Source organism: Sutcliffiella sp. NPDC057660 (assembly GCF_042800035.1).
Taxonomy (GTDB): Bacteria; Bacillota; Bacilli; order Bacillales; family Bacillaceae_I; genus Sutcliffiella_A.
The window spans coordinates 60331-81939 of record NZ_JBHVHV010000005.1 but is presented as its reverse complement, the minus strand read 5'-3'; the positions used below and the strand labels follow the sequence as shown (position 1 = coordinate 81939).

21 protein-coding genes are annotated in these 21609 nt (G+C 41.7%); 18 read left to right on the top strand and 3 right to left on the bottom strand.

Annotation, left to right across the window (positions count from 1 at the left end; genetic code table 11):
• Positions 1 to 50: 50 nt before the first annotated feature.
• From ACFVAD_RS06595 to tkt, 3 genes are all read left to right on the top strand, one after another.
• The gene (locus tag ACFVAD_RS06595; protein WP_386637342.1) at positions 51 to 725 is read left to right on the top strand and encodes a YneB family resolvase-like protein; all 675 of its coding nucleotides are present in this window, start codon (positions 51 to 53) and stop codon (positions 723 to 725) included.
• Between the two features lie 44 nt (positions 726 to 769).
• Positions 770 to 1000 (top strand): DUF896 domain-containing protein, encoded by a 231-nt coding sequence (locus tag ACFVAD_RS06590; RefSeq protein ID WP_386637340.1) that lies wholly within the window; start codon positions 770 to 772, stop codon positions 998 to 1000.
• Positions 1001 to 1090: 90 nt separating this feature from the next.
• Positions 1091 to 3097 carry a transketolase gene (gene tkt / locus ACFVAD_RS06585; RefSeq protein ID WP_386637338.1) on the top strand — a complete coding sequence of 669 codons (2007 nt, stop codon included), beginning with the start codon at positions 1091 to 1093 and terminating at the stop codon, positions 3095 to 3097.
• A 46-nt stretch (positions 3098 to 3143) separates the two neighbouring features.
• On the opposite strand, the gene ACFVAD_RS06580 is transcribed toward tkt, so the two are convergent.
• The gene (locus tag ACFVAD_RS06580; RefSeq protein ID WP_386637336.1) at positions 3144 to 3641 is read right to left on the bottom strand and encodes a YdcF family protein; all 498 of its coding nucleotides are present in this window, start codon (positions 3639 to 3641) and stop codon (positions 3144 to 3146) included.
• A 272-nt stretch (positions 3642 to 3913) separates the two neighbouring features.
• Between ACFVAD_RS06580 and sirA the strand changes: the two genes are divergently transcribed.
• The 4 genes from sirA to ACFVAD_RS06560 all read left to right on the top strand — a co-directional run bounded on the left by sirA (position 3914) and on the right by ACFVAD_RS06560 (position 8346).
• Positions 3914 to 4345, top strand: a complete 432-nt coding sequence (sirA, locus tag ACFVAD_RS06575; protein ID WP_386637334.1) for a sporulation inhibitor of replication protein SirA — start codon at positions 3914 to 3916, stop codon at positions 4343 to 4345.
• A gap of 91 nt (positions 4346 to 4436) precedes the next feature.
• The gene (locus ACFVAD_RS06570; RefSeq protein WP_386637332.1) at positions 4437 to 4658 is read left to right on the top strand and encodes a YneF family protein; all 222 of its coding nucleotides are present in this window, start codon (positions 4437 to 4439) and stop codon (positions 4656 to 4658) included.
• A 136-nt stretch (positions 4659 to 4794) separates the two neighbouring features.
• Positions 4795 to 6543 (top strand): ABC transporter transmembrane domain-containing protein, encoded by a 1749-nt coding sequence (locus tag ACFVAD_RS06565; protein WP_386637330.1) that lies wholly within the window; start codon positions 4795 to 4797, stop codon positions 6541 to 6543.
• A gap of 3 nt (positions 6544 to 6546) precedes the next feature.
• Positions 6547 to 8346: an ABC transporter ATP-binding protein gene (locus tag ACFVAD_RS06560; RefSeq protein ID WP_386637328.1), complete on the top strand. Its 1800-nt coding sequence runs from the start codon at positions 6547 to 6549 to the stop codon at positions 8344 to 8346.
• A 97-nt stretch (positions 8347 to 8443) separates the two neighbouring features.
• On the opposite strand, the gene ACFVAD_RS06555 is transcribed toward ACFVAD_RS06560, so the two are convergent.
• Complete coding sequence (locus tag ACFVAD_RS06555) at positions 8444 to 8605, bottom strand: aspartyl-phosphate phosphatase Spo0E family protein (protein ID WP_263629520.1); 162 nt, start codon at positions 8603 to 8605, stop codon at positions 8444 to 8446.
• 230 nt (positions 8606 to 8835) lie between these two features.
• Here ACFVAD_RS06555 and ACFVAD_RS06550 point away from each other — a divergent pair, with 230 nt between their 5' ends.
• The 3 genes from ACFVAD_RS06550 to ACFVAD_RS06540 all read left to right on the top strand — a co-directional run bounded on the left by ACFVAD_RS06550 (position 8836) and on the right by ACFVAD_RS06540 (position 10650).
• Complete coding sequence (locus ACFVAD_RS06550) at positions 8836 to 9546, top strand: cytochrome c biogenesis CcdA family protein (protein WP_386637325.1); 711 nt, start codon at positions 8836 to 8838, stop codon at positions 9544 to 9546.
• A gap of 110 nt (positions 9547 to 9656) precedes the next feature.
• Positions 9657 to 10016: a response regulator gene (locus ACFVAD_RS06545; protein WP_386637323.1), complete on the top strand. Its 360-nt coding sequence runs from the start codon at positions 9657 to 9659 to the stop codon at positions 10014 to 10016.
• Positions 10017 to 10155: 139 nt separating this feature from the next.
• Positions 10156 to 10650, top strand: coding sequence for a CcdC family protein (locus ACFVAD_RS06540; RefSeq protein WP_386637321.1), 495 nt, complete (start codon positions 10156 to 10158; stop codon positions 10648 to 10650).
• A 14-nt stretch (positions 10651 to 10664) separates the two neighbouring features.
• Here the strand turns inward: ACFVAD_RS06540 and ACFVAD_RS06535 are convergent, their stop codons facing one another.
• The gene (locus tag ACFVAD_RS06535; protein ID WP_386637319.1) at positions 10665 to 11090 is read right to left on the bottom strand and encodes a DUF2621 domain-containing protein; all 426 of its coding nucleotides are present in this window, start codon (positions 11088 to 11090) and stop codon (positions 10665 to 10667) included.
• A gap of 144 nt (positions 11091 to 11234) precedes the next feature.
• On the opposite strand from ACFVAD_RS06535, the gene ACFVAD_RS06530 reads away from it, so the two are divergent.
• The 8 genes from ACFVAD_RS06530 to ACFVAD_RS06495 all read left to right on the top strand — a co-directional run bounded on the left by ACFVAD_RS06530 (position 11235) and on the right by ACFVAD_RS06495 (position 21490).
• On the top strand, positions 11235 to 12026 hold the full coding sequence (locus ACFVAD_RS06530) for an ATP-binding protein (protein ID WP_386637317.1): 792 nt from the start codon (positions 11235 to 11237) through the stop codon (positions 12024 to 12026).
• A gap of 337 nt (positions 12027 to 12363) precedes the next feature.
• The gene (locus ACFVAD_RS06525) at positions 12364 to 13299 is read left to right on the top strand and encodes an AAA family ATPase (protein WP_386637315.1); all 936 of its coding nucleotides are present in this window, start codon (positions 12364 to 12366) and stop codon (positions 13297 to 13299) included.
• A gap of 2 nt (positions 13300 to 13301) precedes the next feature.
• Positions 13302 to 14474, top strand: a complete 1173-nt coding sequence (locus ACFVAD_RS06520; protein ID WP_386637312.1) for a DUF58 domain-containing protein — start codon at positions 13302 to 13304, stop codon at positions 14472 to 14474.
• Positions 14467 to 15672, top strand: a complete 1206-nt coding sequence (locus tag ACFVAD_RS06515) for a hypothetical protein (RefSeq protein WP_386637310.1) — start codon at positions 14467 to 14469, stop codon at positions 15670 to 15672. The genes ACFVAD_RS06520 and ACFVAD_RS06515 overlap by 8 nt, the downstream gene beginning before the upstream one ends.
• Positions 15673 to 15973: 301 nt before the next feature.
• The gene (gene proC, locus ACFVAD_RS06510) at positions 15974 to 16816 is read left to right on the top strand and encodes a pyrroline-5-carboxylate reductase (RefSeq protein ID WP_386637308.1); all 843 of its coding nucleotides are present in this window, start codon (positions 15974 to 15976) and stop codon (positions 16814 to 16816) included.
• A gap of 33 nt (positions 16817 to 16849) precedes the next feature.
• Positions 16850 to 17968 (top strand): glutamate 5-kinase, encoded by a 1119-nt coding sequence (gene proB / locus ACFVAD_RS06505; RefSeq protein WP_386637306.1) that lies wholly within the window; start codon positions 16850 to 16852, stop codon positions 17966 to 17968.
• 27 nt (positions 17969 to 17995) lie between these two features.
• Entirely contained in the window at positions 17996 to 19255 is a 1260-nt protein-coding gene (locus ACFVAD_RS06500) for a glutamate-5-semialdehyde dehydrogenase (RefSeq protein WP_386637303.1), read from the top strand.
• 777 nt (positions 19256 to 20032) lie between these two features.
• Positions 20033 to 21490, top strand: coding sequence for an IS1182 family transposase (locus tag ACFVAD_RS06495; protein WP_386637301.1), 1458 nt, complete (start codon positions 20033 to 20035; stop codon positions 21488 to 21490).
• Positions 21491 to 21609: the final 119 nt, after the last annotated feature.

The following is a 21609-nucleotide window of genomic DNA, read 5'->3' as shown; positions in this document are numbered from 1 at the left end:
ATTTGTTCGCCTGATAATAAGTAATCTAGATATTTATAGGGGTGTTTACGATGAAGGGCATCATCTATTGCCGAGTGAGTACAAAGAAAGAGACACAGGAAACGTCACTGGTAAGACAAAAGGAAGAGCTGCTCATGTTGGCCGGGCAGCACCAAATTGAAATTGTAGAAGTGATAGAAGAGCAGGCGAGCGGTTTCGATCTGGATAGGGAAGGGGTTTTCCGAATCATCGAAATCACGTCCAACCAGGAAATTGATGTCGTCCTCATACAGGATGAAACTCGCTTGGGACGCGGAAATGCCAAGATAGCATTCTTGCATTGGCTGAGAAAGCATAAGGTGAAGATATTCACCATTACAGACAATGGAGAAGTGTCGCTGTCGGATTCAGATTCCATGGTCTTGGATATTGTAGGGATTGTGGAGGAATATCAACGGAAATTACATAACCTCAAAATCAAAAGAGGGATGCAGCGGGCAGTCAGGAATGGATATGATCCATCCAAGAACCTTTCCAACCTCCATGCAAGCCCGGGCCGAGAAAAAATTGATATTCCCGTGGAGGAAATCGCAAGGCTCCGTAACAACAAGCTGACCTTCCATGAGATTGCAGCTACACTAAGAGGGCTTGGGTATGATGTCTCCAAGGCGACTGTCCATAGGCGCTATAAGGAGTATATTGATGAGAAGGACGGCGGTTTGCTTGTAAAAAAAGATTCCCTCTAGTAAGATTAAAGCATGTGTTTACTAGGATGAAAGAAGGGTTTTACATGCTATCAAAAGAAAAAATCGCAAGAATTAATGCATTATCAAAGAAATCCAAAGCAGAAGGTCTTTCAATGGAAGAAGCTGCTGAGCAAAAAAAGCTTCGTGAAGAATATATCAAGACTTTTCGTGCTTCCATGGATAACACGCTGCAATCCGTGACCATTGTAGATCCGGAGGGCAATGATGTTACACCAGAGAAGCTAAAGGAAACAAAAAAGAATTTAAAGCATTAATCGCTTTTTTTCAGAACATTGGAACATACTATTTATGATAAAATATAATTTTTCCAATAAAAAATCAGATAAAAAGAAAGGATGGAATTGATGACACACAATATAGATCAACTTTCCATTAACACAATTCGTACATTATCTATCGATGCAATCGAAAAAGCGAACTCTGGCCACCCTGGTATGCCGATGGGGGCTGCTCCTATGGGCTATTCCCTTTGGACAAAATTCATGAACCATAACCCAAACAATCCCAACTGGTTCAACAGAGACCGTTTTGTATTATCTGCTGGTCATGGCTCCATGCTGTTATACAGCCTATTGCACTTAGGCGGATATGATCTATCCATGGATGACTTGAAGGAGTTCCGTCAATGGGGCAGCAAAACTCCAGGACATCCTGAATTCGGCCACACTGCAGGTGTAGATGCAACGACTGGTCCACTTGGACAGGGTATTGCAATGGGTGTGGGAATGGCAATGGCCGAACGTCATCTTGCAGCAACTTATAATAAAGAAGATATGGAATTGGTCAATCATTTTACATACAGCATTTGTGGAGACGGCGATTTGATGGAAGGTGTCTCTGGTGAGGCAGCATCCCTTGCTTCCCACTTGAAGCTGGGACGTTTTATCGTTCTTTATGATTCCAATGATATCTCTCTTGACGGTGATCTCGACCGTTCCTTCTCTGAAAGCGTAGAACTGCGTTTCAAAGGGTATGGCTGGCAGGTCATCCGTGTTGAGGACGGAAATAACCTGGAAGAGATTGCGGCGGCAGTGGAAGAAGCGAAGAGCGACCTTAATCGACCTACACTGATTGAAGTGAAAACGACTATTGGATTTGGTTCCCCGAATCTTTCCGGTAAGTCTGATGTTCACGGAGCACCACTTGGAGCCGATGAAATGAAGCTAACAAAAGAAGCATACAAATGGACGTTTGAACAAGATTTCCATGTTCCGGAAGAAGTATATGCGCATTTCCGTGAAACGGTAGCTGAAAAAGGGCAACAGGCTGAAGAGGCTTGGAATGAACTATTTGATGCGTACAAAGCGAAATATCCTGAATTGGGTCAGCAGCTTGAAGCGGCAATCAATGGCGAATTGCCTGAAGGCTGGGATTCTGAGATTCCAGTTTATGAAGATGGGAAAAGCTTGGCATCCCGTGCTTCCTCCGGTGAAGTGCTGAATGCAATCGCTAAAAAAGTTCCTTATTTCTTTGGAGGTTCTGCGGACCTTGCAGGCTCCAATAAAACGAATATTAAAAACGAAGCGGACTTCACTCCGGAAGATTACAGCGGACGAAACATCTGGTTCGGAGTACGTGAATTCGGAATGGGTGCGGCGTTAAACGGTATGGCATTGCATGGTGGACTAAAAGTATACGGTGGAACTTTCTTCGTATTCTCCGATTACCTGCGTCCAGCTATTCGCTTGGCTGCACTTCAACAGCTGCCTGTAACATATGTATTTACACATGACAGTATTGCGGTTGGAGAAGATGGGCCTACACATGAGCCGATCGAGCAACTGCCATCCTTGCGTGCTATGCCGAACCTTTCCGTGATTCGCCCGGCAGACGGTAACGAAACTGCGGCTGCTTGGAAAGTGGCATTGGAATCAGAGAAAACACCTACTGCTCTTGTATTGACTCGTCAAAATCTTCCTACGATCAAGGGAACAAGCGAGACGGCATTAGAAGGCGTGAAAAAAGGTGCATACGTGATTTCCAAAGCACAAAAGGAAACTCCGGATGCATTATTACTTGCAACCGGCTCTGAAGTCGGATTGGCTGTAGAAGCTCAAGCTGCACTTCAACAGGAAGGCATCGATGTTTCAGTTGTAAGTATGCCATCATGGGACCGTTTCGAACAGCAATCCAAGGAGTACAAAAACTCCGTATTGCCAAAAGATGTGAAAAAACGTCTTGGAATCGAAATGGCAACTCCACTAGGATGGGAGCGCTACACAGGAGATGAAGGGGATATCCTCGCAATCAACACGTTCGGTGCTTCTGCTCCTGGAGAAAGAATCATGAAGGAATATGGCTTCACTACTGAGAACGTAGTTGCTAGAGTGAAGGCGCTATTGGATAACTAATATATTTGAAAAGAGCCATGCATACGTGCATGGCTCTTTTGTATATTCAGCGGAAAGGCAATGTCACTCTATACGCTATTAGAAAAAATAATTCACGAAAGAAAAATGGAATTTTGGTCTTATAGGTCTTATATGCGGAGGTTTGTGTTGGAGATGATCTAACATCCATTCCGAAGTCCTCGGCTATCATAGTAGTTCGTTTCATATGCAAGGGGTCGCTGACCAAAATAAACGTGTTAAGTTTATTAGCCTCTGCCACTTCCAAAGCATAGAGTAAGTTTTCTTCTGTAATTTTTGAATTTACCTCTATAAGAATATCCCCGGATGCAACCTTTTTACTGTTAGCATACTCTTTTGCTGCTTCCGATTCTGTAAGGCTGTCCTCCCTGCTTTTTCCACCTGTAAAAATTATCTTCTCAACGTACTCATTTTCATACAGCCATATAGCATGGTTCACTCTTTCTCTGAGAACTGGAGAAGGAGTTCCGTTGTAGACGGCAGCCCCAAGTACGATAGCGGCATCCGATTTCTCCAACTCATTCATTTTGCTGAAAGACCATATATTGTATCCGTTATAAAAAACAAAAAGTAAACAAACAATTAATAATAATTTTATTGCTCCTCGTATTTTCATAAAATGTGTCCTTTTATTTGTTATTTACCTAAAATTGTATCATGATAATGGAGTTTATTGTTCAGAATTGATGCTTTCGACAAGTTCCAACAAAAATAGTCAATAGTCGCGCCATCAACAGACAAATCTTTCCTCTATCATTCCTTATAATAATATAAAAGAGGATGTTAGGAGGGTTTTGTTTGCGCCATTATATGATCTATCTCATAGAGGAAGAAATTGCGAAGCATTATGCGGGCAATGAATTGAAATTATTTCAGCTCTTTCAGCAGTATGAACAAGTGGATCAACTTCAAGATGTAGTGAAGCAGCAGGTCGATTACATCACCATCCCCATACCGACCTTCCCCCTCCAGCAGGCATTAGAAACTTCCATGAAACAAATAGAAGGTTACCAGTCGCAATCCTATCAGCACAAAATAGAAAAAAGAGAATCAATAGCTAAATTGTCGATTTTTGAAAAATATTTGAAGCTGTCCTCCTCTGGGTCTTTTGAAGCAGAGGCGATCTTTTTTGAAGTTATTAGAAAACAGGCACCATACTTCCTCGCTATCGATACCAAATCTGGTCGGTTTGGCTGGTTGCAGCCGATAAAACAGAGAAAATATGTCTAGGGTATAGAGAAAATTAGCGGAAAATGTTGTATAATGATAGTTGGTTTAGTACACTACATTGGTAGACATAGTTTAGAGGAGGAAATGTTAGATGCAACCTTGGATTTGGATTTTGCTTATTGTTCTGGCTTTGATTGCTGGAGTTGCACTAGGATTTTTCATCGCTCGTAAGTACATGATGACTTACCTGAAGAAAAACCCGCCGATTAATGAGCAAATGCTTCGCGTGATGATGATGCAAATGGGAATGAAACCATCCCAAAAGAAAATCAACCAAATGATGAAAGCAATGAGCAACCAACAAATGAAATAAACGATAGGGCACTCAGTCAAATGAGTGCTTTTTCTTTTGGCTAATTTAATGAAATAATCTTCCTAAATATTAGAATTTTTGCTAAACTATCTAAGTTGATTACATAGATAAGTAAGAATGTTAACGGGGGAGTACGATGAGTATATTTAAAGATTTATGGTGGTTTTTCAAACTGGAAAAGAAGTCCTATATACCAGGTGTATTCATGCTGGCCCTTGTTGCCCTGTTGGAGCTCGTCCCTCCACGAATCGTCGGTATGACGGTCGATCATATCGCTGAAGGGGAACTGACAAAGGACCTGATTTTGCAGTTGATGCTTATCCTATTAGGGACTGCAATCATTGTATATTTTTTAAGGTACTTATGGAGAATCATGATCTTTGGTCCTTCAGTCAGGTTGGCAAGGTTATTGCGCAACAATTTGTATGAACACTTTACAAAAATGTCACCGAGTTTCTACCAAAGACGAAGAGTGGGAGATCTGATGGCTCACTCCACAAATGACCTGCAGGCAATTCAGCAGACTGCAGGGGCCGGAGTTCTGACATTGGTCGACTCCTTCATGACAGGTGGATTCGTGCTGATTGCCATGGCCACAACCATCAGTTGGAAGCTTACTCTTATCTGTCTGATACCCTTACCTTTCATGGCGATTTCCACTAACTACTACGGAACGCTGCTGCATCGAACCTTCCATAAAGCTCAAGCAGCATTTTCTTCACTGAATGATAAGGTGCAGGAGAGCGTAAATGGTATAAAAGTCATTAAAACGTTCGGACAGGAAAAAGAGGATATCGAGGAGTTTGAAAAGCAGGCTGAAGATGTTGTTAAGAAAAATGTAACGGTAGCGAAAATTGATTCGTTGTTTGATCCGACGATCGGGTTGATTATCGGGATATCCTTTTTCCTGGCTATGGCTTTCGGTTCAAAATACGTCCTGCAAGGGGAACTGACAATTGGGGAGCTTATTGCCTTCACTACCTATCTTGGTTTGTTGATCTGGCCAATGCTTGCGTTTGGTTGGCTATTCAACATCGTGGAGCGGGGACGGGCATCCTATGATAGAGTTTCTTCGCTGTTAAAGGAAGAGGTAGATATATTGGATGGAACTGATCCCAACACGAAAGTTCCTTCAGGCGATATCATTTTTAATGTCAATACATTCACATATCCTAATGAACCGGAGCCGCTCCTGACGGGGATTCACTTTACACTTAAACAGGGGGAGACGCTTGGTGTTGTCGGTAAAACCGGTAGCGGAAAAACTTCTCTGTTAAAAGTGTTAATCCGGGAATTCAATGGTGTGGAAGGAGACATTACGATAGGAGGACACTCTTCTTATAGCTTTTCTCTTGAAGCTTTAAGGAAGGCTATTGGCTATGTACCTCAGGATCATTTCCTGTTTTCTGCAACAATTGCGGATAATATCGCTTTTGCCGTTCCGGAAGCATCCTTTGAAGAAATTATACATGCTGCAAAACTGGCAAACATTCATGAGGACATTATTCAGTTCACCGACGGCTATCAAACAATGGTGGGTGAGCGAGGAGTATCATTATCCGGAGGGCAAAAGCAGCGGCTGTCCATAGCGAGGGCGCTATTGATGGATCCTGAAATTCTCCTACTGGATGACTCCCTATCTGCGGTGGATGCCAAAACAGAAGAGAGCATCCTACACGCATTAAAAGAAAATCGTCAAGGGAAAACAACCATTATCACTTCACATCGATTATCTGCAATCGGCCATGCACATCTGATCTTGGTCATGCATGATGGAAGAATTGTCCAAACGGGGACGCATTTAGAGTTGATGGAGGAAGAAGGTTGGTATCGAGATATGTACCACCGACAGGCATTGGAATCCCTAGTGGAGCATGGGGGCTAAAAGATGAACAATCAAACCTTAACAGCTAAACAGCAGAGAATCGTACTTAAAAGACTATTATCCTATACTAAACCGCATACGAAGCAGTTTATTTTTGCTTTCACCTTATTGGTTTTGGCAACAATCGGTGAAATTGTAGGTCCGCTGATCATCAAAGTATTCATAGATGATTACCTGACACCTCAGGTGATGGAGAGGGGACCTATCATATCCCTTGCAGCTCTATATTTAGGAATCCTTGTACTCAAGGTATTTATCACCTATTTCCAGCTACTAAAGTTTCAGGAGATATCACTGAAAATAATACAGGAGCTGAGGATAGACATATTCTCGAAGGTGCAAAGCCTTGGCTTGAAGTTTTTTGATAAGACACCTGGCGGAAGCATCGTTTCACGAGTGACAAATGATACAGAAGCCATCAAGGACATGTTTGTAAGTGTCATTTCCACCTTTGTCCAGAACGGTGTCTTCCTTATCGGAATATTTTTTGCCATGTTCTTCCTGAACGTCAAATTAGCAATGTTCTGCCTTCTGATCATCCCAGTCATTTTCGGGATCATGGCAACCTACCGCCATTTCAGCTCGCGATTTTATGCCGATATGAGAGAAAGACTCAGCCAGCTAAATGCAAAGCTTAACGAGTCCTTGCAGGGGATGTCCATCATCCAGGTGTTCAGACAGGAGCGCAGGCTTCGACGTGAATTTGCCGAAATCAATGAGGCCCACTATCAGGCGGGAGTCAAAAACATCAAATTGGATGGTCTATTACTCCGCCCGGCAATCGATTTTGTATATGTGCTTTCTTTGATACTGGTGTTAAGCTACTTTGGGATTTCGTCGATCGGCAACGTAATTGAAATTGGTGTTCTCTATGCTTTTGTCAATTACTTGGGGCGCTTTTTCGAACCTGTGAACCAGATGATGATGAGGCTATCAATGTATCAGCAGGCAATCGTATCCGCTTCCCGAGTATTCTCTTTGCTTGATGAAAAGGAATTGGCTCCCACAGCCCTGCCAGCCGACGTAAAGCCTGTGATCCTTCAAGGGGAAATCGAGTTCAGAAATGTGACCTTTTCCTATGACGGAAAAAGGGATGTGCTCAAAAATGTATCCTTTAAAGCGAAACCAGGGGAAACCGTTGCACTTGTCGGGCATACAGGAAGCGGTAAAAGCTCGATCATCAATCTGCTTATGCGTTTCTATCAGCTTGAAAAAGGAGAAATCCTTTTGGATGGTGTGTCATTGAACAATTTTGAGGATGCAGAACTCCGTAAGAAGATGGGGTTGGTACTGCAGGATCCATTCCTGTTCTATGGTACCATCAATCATAATATTCGATTGCATGATACAACTATTACAGATGAAGAGATTGTGGAAGCGTCAGAGTTTGTCCAGGCTGACAGTTTTATTCGAAAACTGCCGGATCAGTATGAGCAGCTTGTAGTGGAAAGGGGTGCGACATTCTCAAGCGGGCAGAGGCAGCTTGTCGCATTTGCAAGGACCATTGCGACTAAGCCGAAAATACTTGTGCTGGATGAAGCGACCGCCAATATTGACACCGAAACCGAAGAAGCGATTTCATCGGCGCTCGAAAAGATGAGAAAAGGAAGAACCACCATCGCGATCGCTCACCGATTATCGACTATACAGGATGCAGAGCAGATACTTGTGCTCCACCAGGGAGAGATAGTGGAAAGGGGAACACACAAGGAGCTCTTAAATCAAGAGGGCCTCTACCATAAAATGTATCTTCTCCAAAACGGCCAACCCGATAAAGTGGAAGATGCAGTGGGCCATTCTTAAAAGCCTCCTTAGTGAAACAATAGTGTCAATTGACAAAGTCAAAAAAGAAAAGAACCATTAATCCGCTGATGGTTCTTTTCACTATGTAACAATATCATTATTTAGGTACAATTAAATGGTTATACTTATTTAATAGAATATCTAGTTCCTGGCTTATCTTTAAAGTTTTAGAAGAGGACATTCCGTATTTTGCAACAATATCTATTAACTCTATGCGTTTTTTTTCGATCAGTTGTAAAATCTCCTGTTTAGTAGCCAATGTTGGGTTTCCTTTCTTCTTCCAATTCGTATCATTATTATACAAGAATCCGATAGGGAATTCAAAGAATATTTTCAAGTTAATGGTACTTTAATGTTTGTCATAATAGTGAAAAAGTTAAGTGCAAGATTGTCATGTTTTCGTCATAGAATGTTAAAAGTAAAGGCATTTAACAAGGATGGAATCTGATACTATTAAGAAAGATATAAATGTGTAGGAGTAGTGATAGCATGGAAGCAGATGTAACTTTATTATTGGCGTTTGGAGCAGGGTTTTTATCTTTTATTTCACCATGTACGCTGCCGATATATCCGGCGTTTCTATCTTATATTACCGGTGTGTCGGTGGGGGAACTGAAAGATGAGAAAGGGATGCTGCAAAAGAGAAGCATTTTACATACGTTATTCTTTCTGATAGGCTTTTCGATTATTTTCATTGCATTAGGTTTCAGTACATCTTTCATCGGAGAATTTTTCACTCAATATCAGAATCTGATCCGACAAGTAGGAGCAATACTTATTATCTTTTTCGGGTTTGTGATACTTGGTGTATTCCAACCCAAGTTTCTTATGCAGGACAAGAAGTTTTCATTTAAAAACAGACCTTCCGGTTTTATCGGGACCGTCTTGATCGGGATGGCATTCGCTGCGGGCTGGACGCCATGTACCGGTCCAATCCTGATCAGCGTAATGGCTTTGGCAGCCTCCAATCCGACTTCAGGTGTCATCTATATGACAGCTTATGTGCTGGGTTTTGGGATTCCATTCTTCATCCTATCATTTTTCATCGGAAAACTAGGTTGGATTAAACGTAATCATGTGCTGATCATGAAAGTCGGCGGTTATGCGATGATTATGATGGGTATTTTACTGTTCTTTAACTGGATGACAAAAATCATTGCCTGGTTTACAAGAATTACCGGTGGATTCCAAGGATTTTAATTTAAGACACTATAGTTTTTAGTTGCGTACGCCTCTTAAAAGGGGTAAAGTAAAATTGGATATATAGGAAAATAAAAACTTTTTTATAGGACATAAGGAGGATTTCTGCGGTGGCTAATGTTTTAGTGGTGGATGATGCAAAATTTATGAGGCTAACAATTAGGAACATTTTAACAAAAGCCAACCACACTGTTGTCGGGGAGGCCGAGAATGGAAGAGAGGCTGTTTCACTTTATCGTGATTTTCAACCTGACCTCGTGACAATGGATATTACCATGCCAGAAATGAACGGAATAGATGCGGTTCATGAAATCCTGCGTCAGTTTCCGAAAGCAAAAATCATCATGTGTTCAGCGATGGGGCAGCAGCGCTTAATAGTGGAAGCGATAGAAGCAGGTGCCAAGGATTTCATCGTAAAGCCATTTGATGAGAATAGAGTGTTGGAAGCGGTTAAGAGAGTACTAGGATAATAGTCTGATAGACTGTCATTTAAGCTTTTGCTGAATGGCAGTTTATTTTTTTCTGAATGTATAAAGGGTTTTGATAATCGCTTTTATTATTTCGTTTTTTCGGTATAATAGTAAAGGGAAAAAGTTGTGAAAATAAGGGATGATCTTAGTGCAAACAATTCTATCTACGATATTCGCTGTATGTATGGCTCTTCTAGTCATCTTTATTAGAATGAAGGCGGCAAAAAGGCCTTCATCAGTGAAAAAAATAATCTTACCTCCTATCTTTATGAGTTCGGGAGCATTAATGTTTCTGTTTCCTGAATTTCGGGTGAGCTCCTTGCAAATTATCGAAGCGCTTTCTGTAGGGGCGGTTTTTTCCATCTTTTTGATTAAAACCTCCAAATTCGAAATCAGGGAATCTGATATTTATTTGAAGCGTTCGAAAGCATTCATTTTTATCCTATTGGGACTGCTCGTCATCCGGATCGTGATGAAGCTGGTGTTAAGCACGACCATAGACATCGGAGAGCTGACAGGCATGTTCTGGCTACTGGCTTTTGGGATGATCGTTCCGTGGAGAATAGCTATGTATATCAAATATAAGAAGCTTGAAAGTGCGGAATTTCCGCCAACGATAAAAACCTCGGTTTAACCGAGGTTTTCGTTTTAGAATAGGTGCTGATATGGGGTTTGGTCGATGTTAAGATCTCTTAATTTTTTTACGAGAAATTTGTGATCCCGTTTAGGAGTTGCCAGGATGTACCCTCTGACTACATGCTCTCTTGTAATGGCTGTTGCTTTTTCTTTGAAGGCAAGCTCACCTATTTTACCTGCGATCTTCTGCCTTGCGATATCCCGAAAGAGTTCCGGTACCGGCGAAACGAGCTCCTCCAACAGGGATTTTAAATCCTCAGGCCACATGTGTCGCGTTTCTTTGATATAATAGTCCTGCCAATCCAATTCGGACCAGCCGTCCTCTTTTGGCAGACGTTTTAAAAATTTTCGAAACATGAAAAATCCGCCAATGGCCAACAAACCAACCATCGCCACTACCCAAAATAAAATTAACCATAAAAACCATCCGGTTAACATGTTCTTTCCCTCCGAACTCGTTAACATTCTTGTATTATTATACCCGAAACTATTATAATTGCACTAGTAAAACACTGATACTATTTAAATTAATATGAACGATACATTTAATATAATACCCACAGTCATATGGAGGTGGCCGCATTGAAAAAAATTGGAGCTGTAATAGGGAATATGGGAAAGACGGAAATCATCTCTTCTAGAGTATGTCCGAAATGCAACAGGGAAGTCAAACGAGTTCGTATGCAGATTATTGGCGGCGAGAACAAAGGGAAATGGCAGGAATTCGAAAATGAATGTGATTGCCGTTTGGCGCAAGAAACAATGGAAGCGGAGAAACGCAGAAAGCATAAATACTTTGAACAATTCTGTATCGTTCCAAGAGAACTCGAGGGTGCAACACTCGAAAATTTCAAAGTGGAATATGCAAGTCAAGGGGAAGCGTTGGAGAGTACCATTGATTTCTTTGATCAGTTTACCGGAAAAGAGAACCTGTTTTTCTACGGAAGGACCGGACGGGGGAAAACGCATCTGGCAGTCGGATTGTATAAATATTTTAAACAAAATAACATTACTGCCATGTTTTTTGATGTACCCAAGCTGATGGACACCATTGTCGCATCATGGGAAAACGACTCCGGCTACTCCGAAAGCAGATTCATGAAGGCTATCGCAGAGGTGGATGTGCTCATCCTCGATGACCTGGGAGTGGAGCGGATCAGTGAATGGGTGGATCAGACAATCTATTCCATTTTGAATCAACGCCAAGGAAAAAGTATCGTCTTTACTTCCAATATACACCCAGGTGATTTAACCAAACGTTACGGCGAAAGAATAGCTGACAGAATAAAAAATAAGATGAGTCAAAATCAATTGATCTCCATAGTCACCCCTGAAAGCTATCGGACAAAGGATTTGACCATGTTTAAAGATTAAGCATATACCATATTAAACTCCATTAAGCTTGCTTAGTGGAGTTTTTTTGTGGGGAAATTGAGGGATTATTTATGAATAGAATCATCTTTGGAGAATCATGTATTTTAATCGTTTTTTGTACCGTGTGGGGCCGAATTGCTGCCCTGACACGGTAAGAATCACCCCTTTTCGTCCCGTGAGTACCTGCCTTACTGCCTTGACACGTTAAGAACCACTGCTTTTCATAAAAATAATAGATAAATAATATCGGCTATTTTTTGTTAATTTGTCTTTTTTTGCAAGAAATAATGGTAAAATAATTCTAAATAGATAGAAAACTAAAAGGGGTGCTAGGAAAATGGAATCAGTAAAACAGTTAAAGCGGAAGATGGCCGATGTCATTATTGGAAAAGAAGAAGTGGTAGAGCTCCTATTCAACGCATTAATTAATAAAGGTCATGTACTACTTGAGAGTGTTCCGGGAACTGGGAAAACAATGCTTGCCAAAAGCTTTGCAAAAACGGTGGAGGCGGATTTCAAACGAATTCAATTTACTCCTGACGTTTTGCCGAGTGATGTAACAGGAATTCAATTCTTCAATCCTAAGGAGCAGACCTTCGAGCTTCGTCCCGGACCCATTATGACCAATATCCTTTTGGCGGATGAAATTAACCGTGCTACGCCAAGAACACAATCGAGTCTACTTGAGGTTATGGAGGAACGCCAGGTCACGATCGATGGACAGACGCTTCCAATCCCTGGTCCGTTTATGGTGGTAGCGACTCAGAACCCAATTGAATCCCAACAGGGAACGTTTCCTCTTCCCGAAGCTCAGATGGACCGTTTCTTTATTCAGCTTGATATGGGGTATCCAACATTTGAAGAAGAAAAGCAGATCCTGAACCGTTACAGGGAGGACGACCCGATCCAGCATTTGACTGCCCTATTTTCTAAAGATGAAATTTTAGATTTCCAACAGGATGTTAAAAAAGTGAAAGTATCTTCGGTTGTAGAAGATTACATATTGGAAATTGTTCATAAGACCAGAAGCCATGAGGAAATTGAAGTGGGAGTCAGTCCCCGTGGTACATTGGCGCTGATGAGAGCTGCACAGGGCAGTGCATATATCAATGGACGCGAATATGTTCTACCTGAGGACGTTAAAAAGATGTCAACATATGTGTTGAGCCACCGTATCGTCCTTACCATGGAAGGATCCTTGAAGAAAACGAACAAGCAGATCTTAAATGAAGTGTTATCGCGTGTGACGGTTCCAGTGGAGGCGACAAATTAGAAATGGTAACTTGGAGTCAACAAATTGATAATCTGAACCATCATAAATATCTTCGAGCAGGAGCTTTTGTGTTGATGTTTGGTGGTATGCTGAGTGGAAATTCCATTTTCTTTTTTATCGGAAGCCTTTATATGTTTTATTTCCTGGCATGCTATCTTTATTTGGACAAGGTTGGCAAGAAACTGGAATTTTCTATTGTGGAAGAGCAAATTAAACTTTTCCCTAAAGAAGAAGGAACTTTTACGATTAGACTCGAACAACACTCCAGATTGCCGATCTTTTTCGGCAATATCGTGCTCGCGGTAGATAAAAACCTCAAGTTTCAGGCTGGAGATGAAAGAAAACAGATGAGTATATTAAAAATACCTTTCTCCCTTAAAGGGAAAAGTGTCCTGCTTATAGATGTACCGTTTACGGCCCATTCCCGTGGTGTGGCGAAAATCCGGCGGGTTGACATAGACATCCGCCATTTCATGGATGCAGGCAAGGTGTATCGTCATAAGACGGACCTTCAAAGATTTGAGACTGTTGTGTATTCCGATAGAAGAGTCGTATCAGGTATGGAAAGAATTGTACCTCGTAATCAGGGCAGCTATGCTACTAAATCTTCCCTTTTCGAGGATATGACAACCATAGTGGGAACAAGGAATTATCAGAACGGGGATGCGTTCAATAAGGTGCATTGGAAAGCAAGCGCCAGAATGGCAAAGCTCCAAACGAAACTGCATGAGAGAAGCTCACAGTTTTCCTGGTTGATGGTGCTGGATATCCGATCCACAGACTTTGAAGAAAGACTGAAGGCTGTTACGTATTTGCTTCATCATGCAGCAGCAAACCATATTCCGTTCTCACTTTTGGTCAATATAAAAAAAGCGGGAAAACCTTCCTACTTTGAATTGCCATCTGGTGAAGGAAAAAAACAATTGCAGATGGCGTTGACGTTTCTTGCAAGATTGCAATCCAATAATGTGGCCATTGGAATGGAAAGTTTCGAAAGAATTACATTTCAGCATGCATTAACTTCACCATATGTCATTATTTGTGCAGATCAGGAGCGTGTAGCCAGTTGGAAAATGCCGACTTCCACCAAAGTGTACAGCTTGGACAGCTTGGACCAGCATTACACTTTAAGGCAATGGCGTTCCTATCACAGGCAGGAGGTGCTACATGGTTAACATTTGGAAGAATAGCCTTACCATGCTGTTGGAGCTGAATTTGTTTTTCTTTTTTATTCTGCTATTCTACATGGACGCAAAAGCTCTTCCATCAATCCCAGGATTTTTGGCAGCCTATGCAGCGACGATTGGAATCTACGTGCTTTTATCCAAAAGACTTCCTGACACATATGTATCCATCATGTTTGTTGCGCCGATTATCGCCTTTTTGGCATACCTGCTTAATTTCCATATCGCTGTTTCCTTTTTGATGGGCCTATTCTTGAGCTATCGGGGATTTATGTATTTTATCCAGGAGAGACGATTGTCTTCCTTTACCCTGCTGATGCACTCATTCTTTTGGATGCCTATCATTTATGTTGGGGGAGTGGCGGTCGGTTATCCGTTTGCTTCCACCTTACTTGCATTGTTTGCGGGTCAGCTGGTGTTTGTCCTGCTCTTATATACCGGGGAGACCCTGCTCTCCCTAAAGGGCAATGGTCCGATGCAGAAGAGCGTTCTGACATCCACTGCTATAGTTGCAGGCATGGTTCTGGCTGTTGCAGCGACGTTTTCCACCTTTGGAAAATGGTTGCTTGGCGGCGCGTTCGGCTGGTTGGGGAGTGCAGTTTCATTTATTGCAGGCTTGATTGCGAGACCGTTCATTTATTTGCTGGGTTTGCATGACTGGACAGTGAAACCAAAAGGGCCGGTAGAAGAGAGTGGAATTGAATTTGAAGGCGACCAGGAGCCTGAAACGGAAATGATTTTAGAGTCTGGCAGCCTGTTTGATAATCCTTTGGTGCTTGCTATTGTAGCTGTTGTGGTAATTACCGTCATTTTTCTGATTCTGCGAAAGAAGCGAGTGGAGAAGGATGAGGATGAGGATATAAACCAACCAACCTTCCTGTCTTCCTTAACAAAGAGAAAAGACGGCTTCCGTTTTTCAAGTAGTGTTCAAAAACCTCCAGAGGATCAGGTAAGAAGGTTAATGTTTGATCTCGAAAAGCTCGCCAAAAAGAAGAACAGAGGCAGATACCCTTTTGAAACATTAGAGGATTGGTTGAATCGCGAATCTTTTCTGAAACAGGAATTTATGCAGCTGTATGCCAAAGTGAGATACGGGGAGCTGAAACTGTCTGACGAAGAACATGAACAGTGCCGTGAAATGGCCCATGAGCTCCGGAAGACTTTAAAAGAATTGAAAAAAGCGGGCTGATGGTAAACATCGCATATTCCTTATTATAGGAAATGCGATGTTTTTTGTTGAGAAACACCTCTACAGCAAGCAGGAGGATAATATTGGTAAGGGTGCATCATCAAAAACCGGCATATTCCGCGATATTCCGTGATTTACCCCCGTTTTTGCGATTTAAAGATTTATGCTTCTGAATGTTAGCGTTTACACTCACTATCTGGCTCTTATGCCAACTAATTGGGAAATCCCCCTTGAAACTGCCTCTCTACATGTTAGTATAGATGCGTTGTTAAAAACGGACGGATAAGTCAGGAGAGATAAGATGCTTAACGAAAAAACGATTGGATTTATCGGAGCTGGATCAATGGCGGAAGCAATGGTTTCAGGCATAGTTGCAAGTGACATTGTTCCTGCAGAAAATGTGATTGTAAGTAATAGATCCAATGAAAACAGATTAAATGAACTCCAAGGTAAATATGGTGTACTCGGTGTTGCTAAGGACAATCTGCCTTTTGAAGACTTGGATATTATTGTTCTTGCGATGAAGCCGAAAGATATCGACCATGCACTTTCATTTTTAAAGGACAAAATAAAGCCTCATCAGCTGCTTCTTTCTGTATTGGCGGGCATCTCCACAAATTACATGGAAGAAGGACTACTTGGCAATCAACCGGTTATCCGTGTGATGCCTAATACGTCCAGTATGATAGGGGAATCTGCAACTGCCATCTCCACAGGAACGCACGTAGGAATGGCGCATGTGATGGATGCTCAGGCTATATTAAGCACTATTGGGAAAGTGTATACCATCGAAGAGGAGCAGATGGATGTATTTACTGGTGTTGCAGGAAGCGGTCCTGCCTACTTCTATTATTTAATGGAACATATGGAGAAGACGGCCAATGAGGCTGGATTGGATGAAAATGTAACGAGAGATGTGATTGCTCAGACCATTTTGGGAGCGGCAAAAATGCTTTTAACCAATCATGAAGAACCCGAAAGCTTACGAAAGAAGGTAACATCTCCTAATGGCACGACCGCAGCAGGTCTTGAAGCTTTAAGAGAGAATGGAGGAGGCAAGGCTATTTCCGCTGCAATCAAAGGTGCTACACAACGCTCGAAAGAAATAAGTACGGAAAATGAAAAAGTATTGGTGTTAAGCTGATTACGCAACAAAGACTGTAACAGGAGTGATTCAATGAATCCCGCAACAGATACAAAACGGGTGGTAATTAAAATAGGAAGCAGTTCTCTGACTAGCTCACATGGAGAAATCAGTAGAAGAAAACTGGAAAGATTGGTAGATGAAGTCGCACAATTAAAAGACCTCGGATATGAGGTGCTTCTAGTTTCATCCGGTGCTGTAGCAGCAGGATACCGGAAATTGGGTTGTTTGAATAGACCAACTTCCTTGCCTGAAAAGCAAGCAGCTGCCTCGATCGGACAAGGGCTGCTAATGGAGGCATACTCTGAACTACTATTATCAAACGGATACGTTGCCTCTCAAATATTGATTACAAGAGAAGATTTTTCGGATGAAAATCGCTACAATAACGCGCGTAACACAGCAAATGTCCTTTTAGAGCGTGGTATTGTACCGATCGTCAATGAAAATGATACCGTTACGGTCAATAGGCTGAAATTCGGGGACAACGATACCCTTTCGGCAAAGGTGGCTGGCCTTGTGGACGCAGATATGCTCCTTATCATGTCAGATATTGATGGCTTATATGATGCAGATCCACGTAAAGATCCGGATGCCACACTGCTCAGAAAAGTGGAGGAAATCACTCCAGCAATTGAAGCAGCTGCAGGTGATTCCGGCAGTGCGGTTGGTACCGGCGGGATGAAATCCAAAATAGATGCAGTCAAGATTGCCATGGCATCAGGCATTCCCGCATTTTTAGGGAAGGCTGGGGTACCGAATATCCTGCTTCAGGCAGTCGAAAAACAAGCGGTCGGTACGTATTTTGAAACCAATGATACTTCCATAAACCTGAATCATAAAAAGCAATGGATTGCATTCAATTCCGGTCCGGAAGGTGAAGTGATGTTGGCGGAGAATGCCGACATATCCATGCTTGGTAAGAAACGACTTCTGCCTTCAAGTATCAGCAAGGTGAAGGGCTATTTCCAGGAAGGATCTGTTGTGAGAATTCTGGATTTTGAAGGAAACCGTATTGGTCTGGGAGTTGTCAATTACTCATCCGAACAATTAAGAGAGTATGACCAGAGTGAAAACAACTATACAGAAGAAGTGGTAAAACATGATGATTTAGTATGTCATCTGGAAGATTCAATCCCTGTAGGAATATAAGATAGTCAAAAAAATAGGAGGAATTGGATGTCTTTAGTTATGGACATAAACGTAGAAGCACAAGCGAAGGAAGCGAAGAGAGCGGCTAAGGTGGTCAGCCTGCTGACCACAGAACAGAAGAATGCAGTACTGAAACAGATCGCGAATACACTTGAAAGCAATGTGGAATATATTCTTAAAGCAAATGAACAGGATTTGGCTAAGGGCCGTGAAAAAGGTTATACGGAAGCTTATATGGACCGCCTGGCATTATCCCCGGAGAGAATCGCAGATTTTGCAAATGGATTAAGGGAAGTTGCAGAACTGGAGGATCCTGTTGGAGATATTCATTCTGACTGGACGCTGGATAATGGGTTGCAGGTGGAAAAAGTGAGAGTGCCGCTGGGTGTTATCGGGATGATTTATGAGGCTCGTCCAAATGTTACAGTCGATGCAACCGGACTGGCATTAAAATCAGGAAACGCCATCGTTCTGAAAGGTGGTTCTTCCGCCATCCATTCCAATCAGGCCATTGTCGATATCATGCACAAGGCATTGGTAACAACAAGGATTCCGAAAGAGGCAGTTCAATTCATCTCCAGTACGGATAGGAAGGCAACAGAGCAGTTGTTCACTATGAAGGAGCATATTGATGTACTGATTCCTCGAGGTGGAGCATCCCTCATTCAGGCAGTGGTGGAAAATGCCACGGTACCTGTTTTGGAGACGGGTGTTGGCAACTGCCATCTTTATGTAGATGAAGCGGCAGACTTGGAAAAAGCTCAATCCATTATAGTAAATGCAAAAACTGACAGACCTGCCGTATGTAATGCAGCCGAAACGTTAATTGTCCATGAGAGATGGTTTAACAAAAATAAAGAAGCACTAATTGAATTGTTTAAGGACCATAACATCCAGGTTCATGGAGATGAAGAAGTCGTCCGTGTGGTCCCTGGAGCAATTCCAGCCGGTGAGGAAGACTGGACAAACGAGTACCTGAGTCTAGATATTGCTGTGAAGGTCGTAAAATCGATCGATGAAGCCATCGACCATATCGATGACTATGGAACCAAGCACTCTGAAGCGATTATCACAGAGGATAAGGAAGCTGCCAGCAGATTTATGAAGCTGGTGGATGCTGCAGCGGTCTATCATAATGCTTCTACGAGATTTACTGATGGAGGAGCATTGGGCTTTGGTGCCGAGATCGGCATTTCCACCCAGAAACTTCATGCGCGGGGACCGATGGGATTGCCGGCATTGACTACCGTTAAGTATCAGATGACCGGTGATGGACAAATCAGATAGTTGAGGAATATAATGCAACCGTATCTCTTTAATGAGATGCGGTTTTTCGGTTTTTAAGGAAATTCATGTCTTATTGTGGAAGAATCATTCAAATGGTAGTAATATGGTAGTATTAAAATAACAACTTACCACTATACATAGATTTCTAGTGTAAATTTGTTACAAAGGATAGTGAAGTACAATCAAAACAAATATTTTTCTTGAAAGTATCATACAATTATCCATCTTTTTTCTATCCCTTAGTGTACTTACGCTGTTGAGTAGGATCTTAGGGAAATACTACAAATTTCTTCACCTTTTCATTCTAGCTGTTTTTTCATTGTTTTTTCTATTTGGGGTGACCACCTATTCTGATCGCTTCTTTTGGATGATTTTTGGAGTCATCTTATTCGGGGTCATCCAAATCGTCCAGGCGATTCCTGAGAATCAAAGGAGTCGCAGCTATAGGACGGATGGGGATTAAGTGGTTCACTCTTGAGTGGAAGGCGCCTGAAAATTTCAGGAGACTCAGACTGTAGATAAACTCGATGTAATTCGAGGTTGTCTACAGTTTTTTTTGTGCGTGTATAATAAAGCCCGTTGATTTCCGTTCCAGGCACTGCGCTTTCCGCGGGCGGTCCGGGAGCCTCCTCGACGCTGCGCGTCTGCGGGGTCTCCCTTGTCCCTTCCTCGAAGCCACTGAAAAAGTGCTCCTATAGCTAGACAAACCTAAATTTTTTAAGGTTTGTCTAGTTATTTTATTTTATAATAAAAGTACTAACTTTAGGTGGTGTGCTTATGTTAACGAACCAAGAAGAATTCGCTTTGAGTCCCTATGCCGAGATTTATGACTTAGTAGTACCGAAAGATAACCTACTAAGAAGAATCAACGGAATTGTGGACTTTTCCTTCATACACGAAGAACTGAAAAATAAGTATTCCCTCGATAACGGACGTAATGCCATACCACCAATCAGAATGTTTAAATACTTATTGTTAAAGGTAATTTTCGACCTATCAGATGTAGACGTGGTGGAGCGCTCAAAATATGATATGTCATTTAAATTCTTTTTAGATATGGCTCCAGAAGAATCCGTAATCAACCCTAGCTCACTCACCAAATTCCGAAGACTTCGTCTTAAGGATATGGAAATTCTAGATATGTTAATTGGAAAAACTGTAGATATCGCAATCGAACATAATCTTATTAAACAAAACATAATCTTTATCGATTCTACACATACAAATTCTCGTTATAGATCTAAAACAGCTAAGCAATATCTTCAGGAAAAATCAAAACTATTGCGCAAAGCTATCTACCAAATTGATGAAAAAGCAAAAAAAATATTCCCTGAAAAACCAGTAAGTAAAGATTTACAAGCAGAATTAGACTACACGGAAAATTTAGTAGATGTCTTAGAAAATAATCCACAATATTCACAGATCCCTGCAGTCAATGAAAAGCTAAACCATTTAAAAGAGGCATTTGAAGATTGTAATCACCAAACTCATTTCTCTACAGATTCCGACGCACGGGTTGGACATAAATCGGAAGACCACTCTTTTCTTGGATATAAAACCCACCTAGCTATGTCTGACGAAAGAATTATCACTGCTGCCGTAATCACATCAGGAGAAAAAGCCGATGGTAAATACCTAAAAGAACTAGTGGAGAAAACTAACCAGGCAGGGATGAAAGTAGATGCAGTAGGTGGAGATACCGCTTACTCCGGTAAAGATAATTTGATTTATACTCATAAAAAAAACATAAAACTTGTAGCGAAGCTGCATCCGGTCATCACAAACGGCACCCGGGAAAAAGAAGATGGTTTTGTATTTAATAAAGACGCAAACCGATTTACTTGTCCTGCTGGGCACTTATCGAAAACGAGTGGACTGATAAAGAAAAGGGGAACAAACCGTAACGATCAACTAAAATATTTCTGGAACGTTGAGGTTTGTAAAGCTTGCCCGATTCGTCGAGGGTGCTATAAAGAAGGAGCTAAGTCGAAGACCTACTCCATCCCTATAAAATCAAATGAACACTTAGAACAAGAAGCGTTTCAACAGACAGATGAATTCAAAGAACTTGCCCGCTCAAGATATAAAGTTGAAGCAAAGAATAGTGAGTTAAAGAATAGACATGGGTATGAAAAATCAAAAGCCGCAGGTCTATTTGGGATGCAAATTCAAGGTGCCACTACGATATTCGCAGTAAATTTAAAACGAATAGTTAAGCTAATCGATGAAAAATAAATAGTAAGATAGGGTGAAATGTGAGCTTAATTGGGTGGTAATTGCCAATTAAGCTCTTTTTGTTTAGTTTTTTAAATAAAATTCAAATAATAAACTCGTTTTTCAGTGGCTTCCCCTTC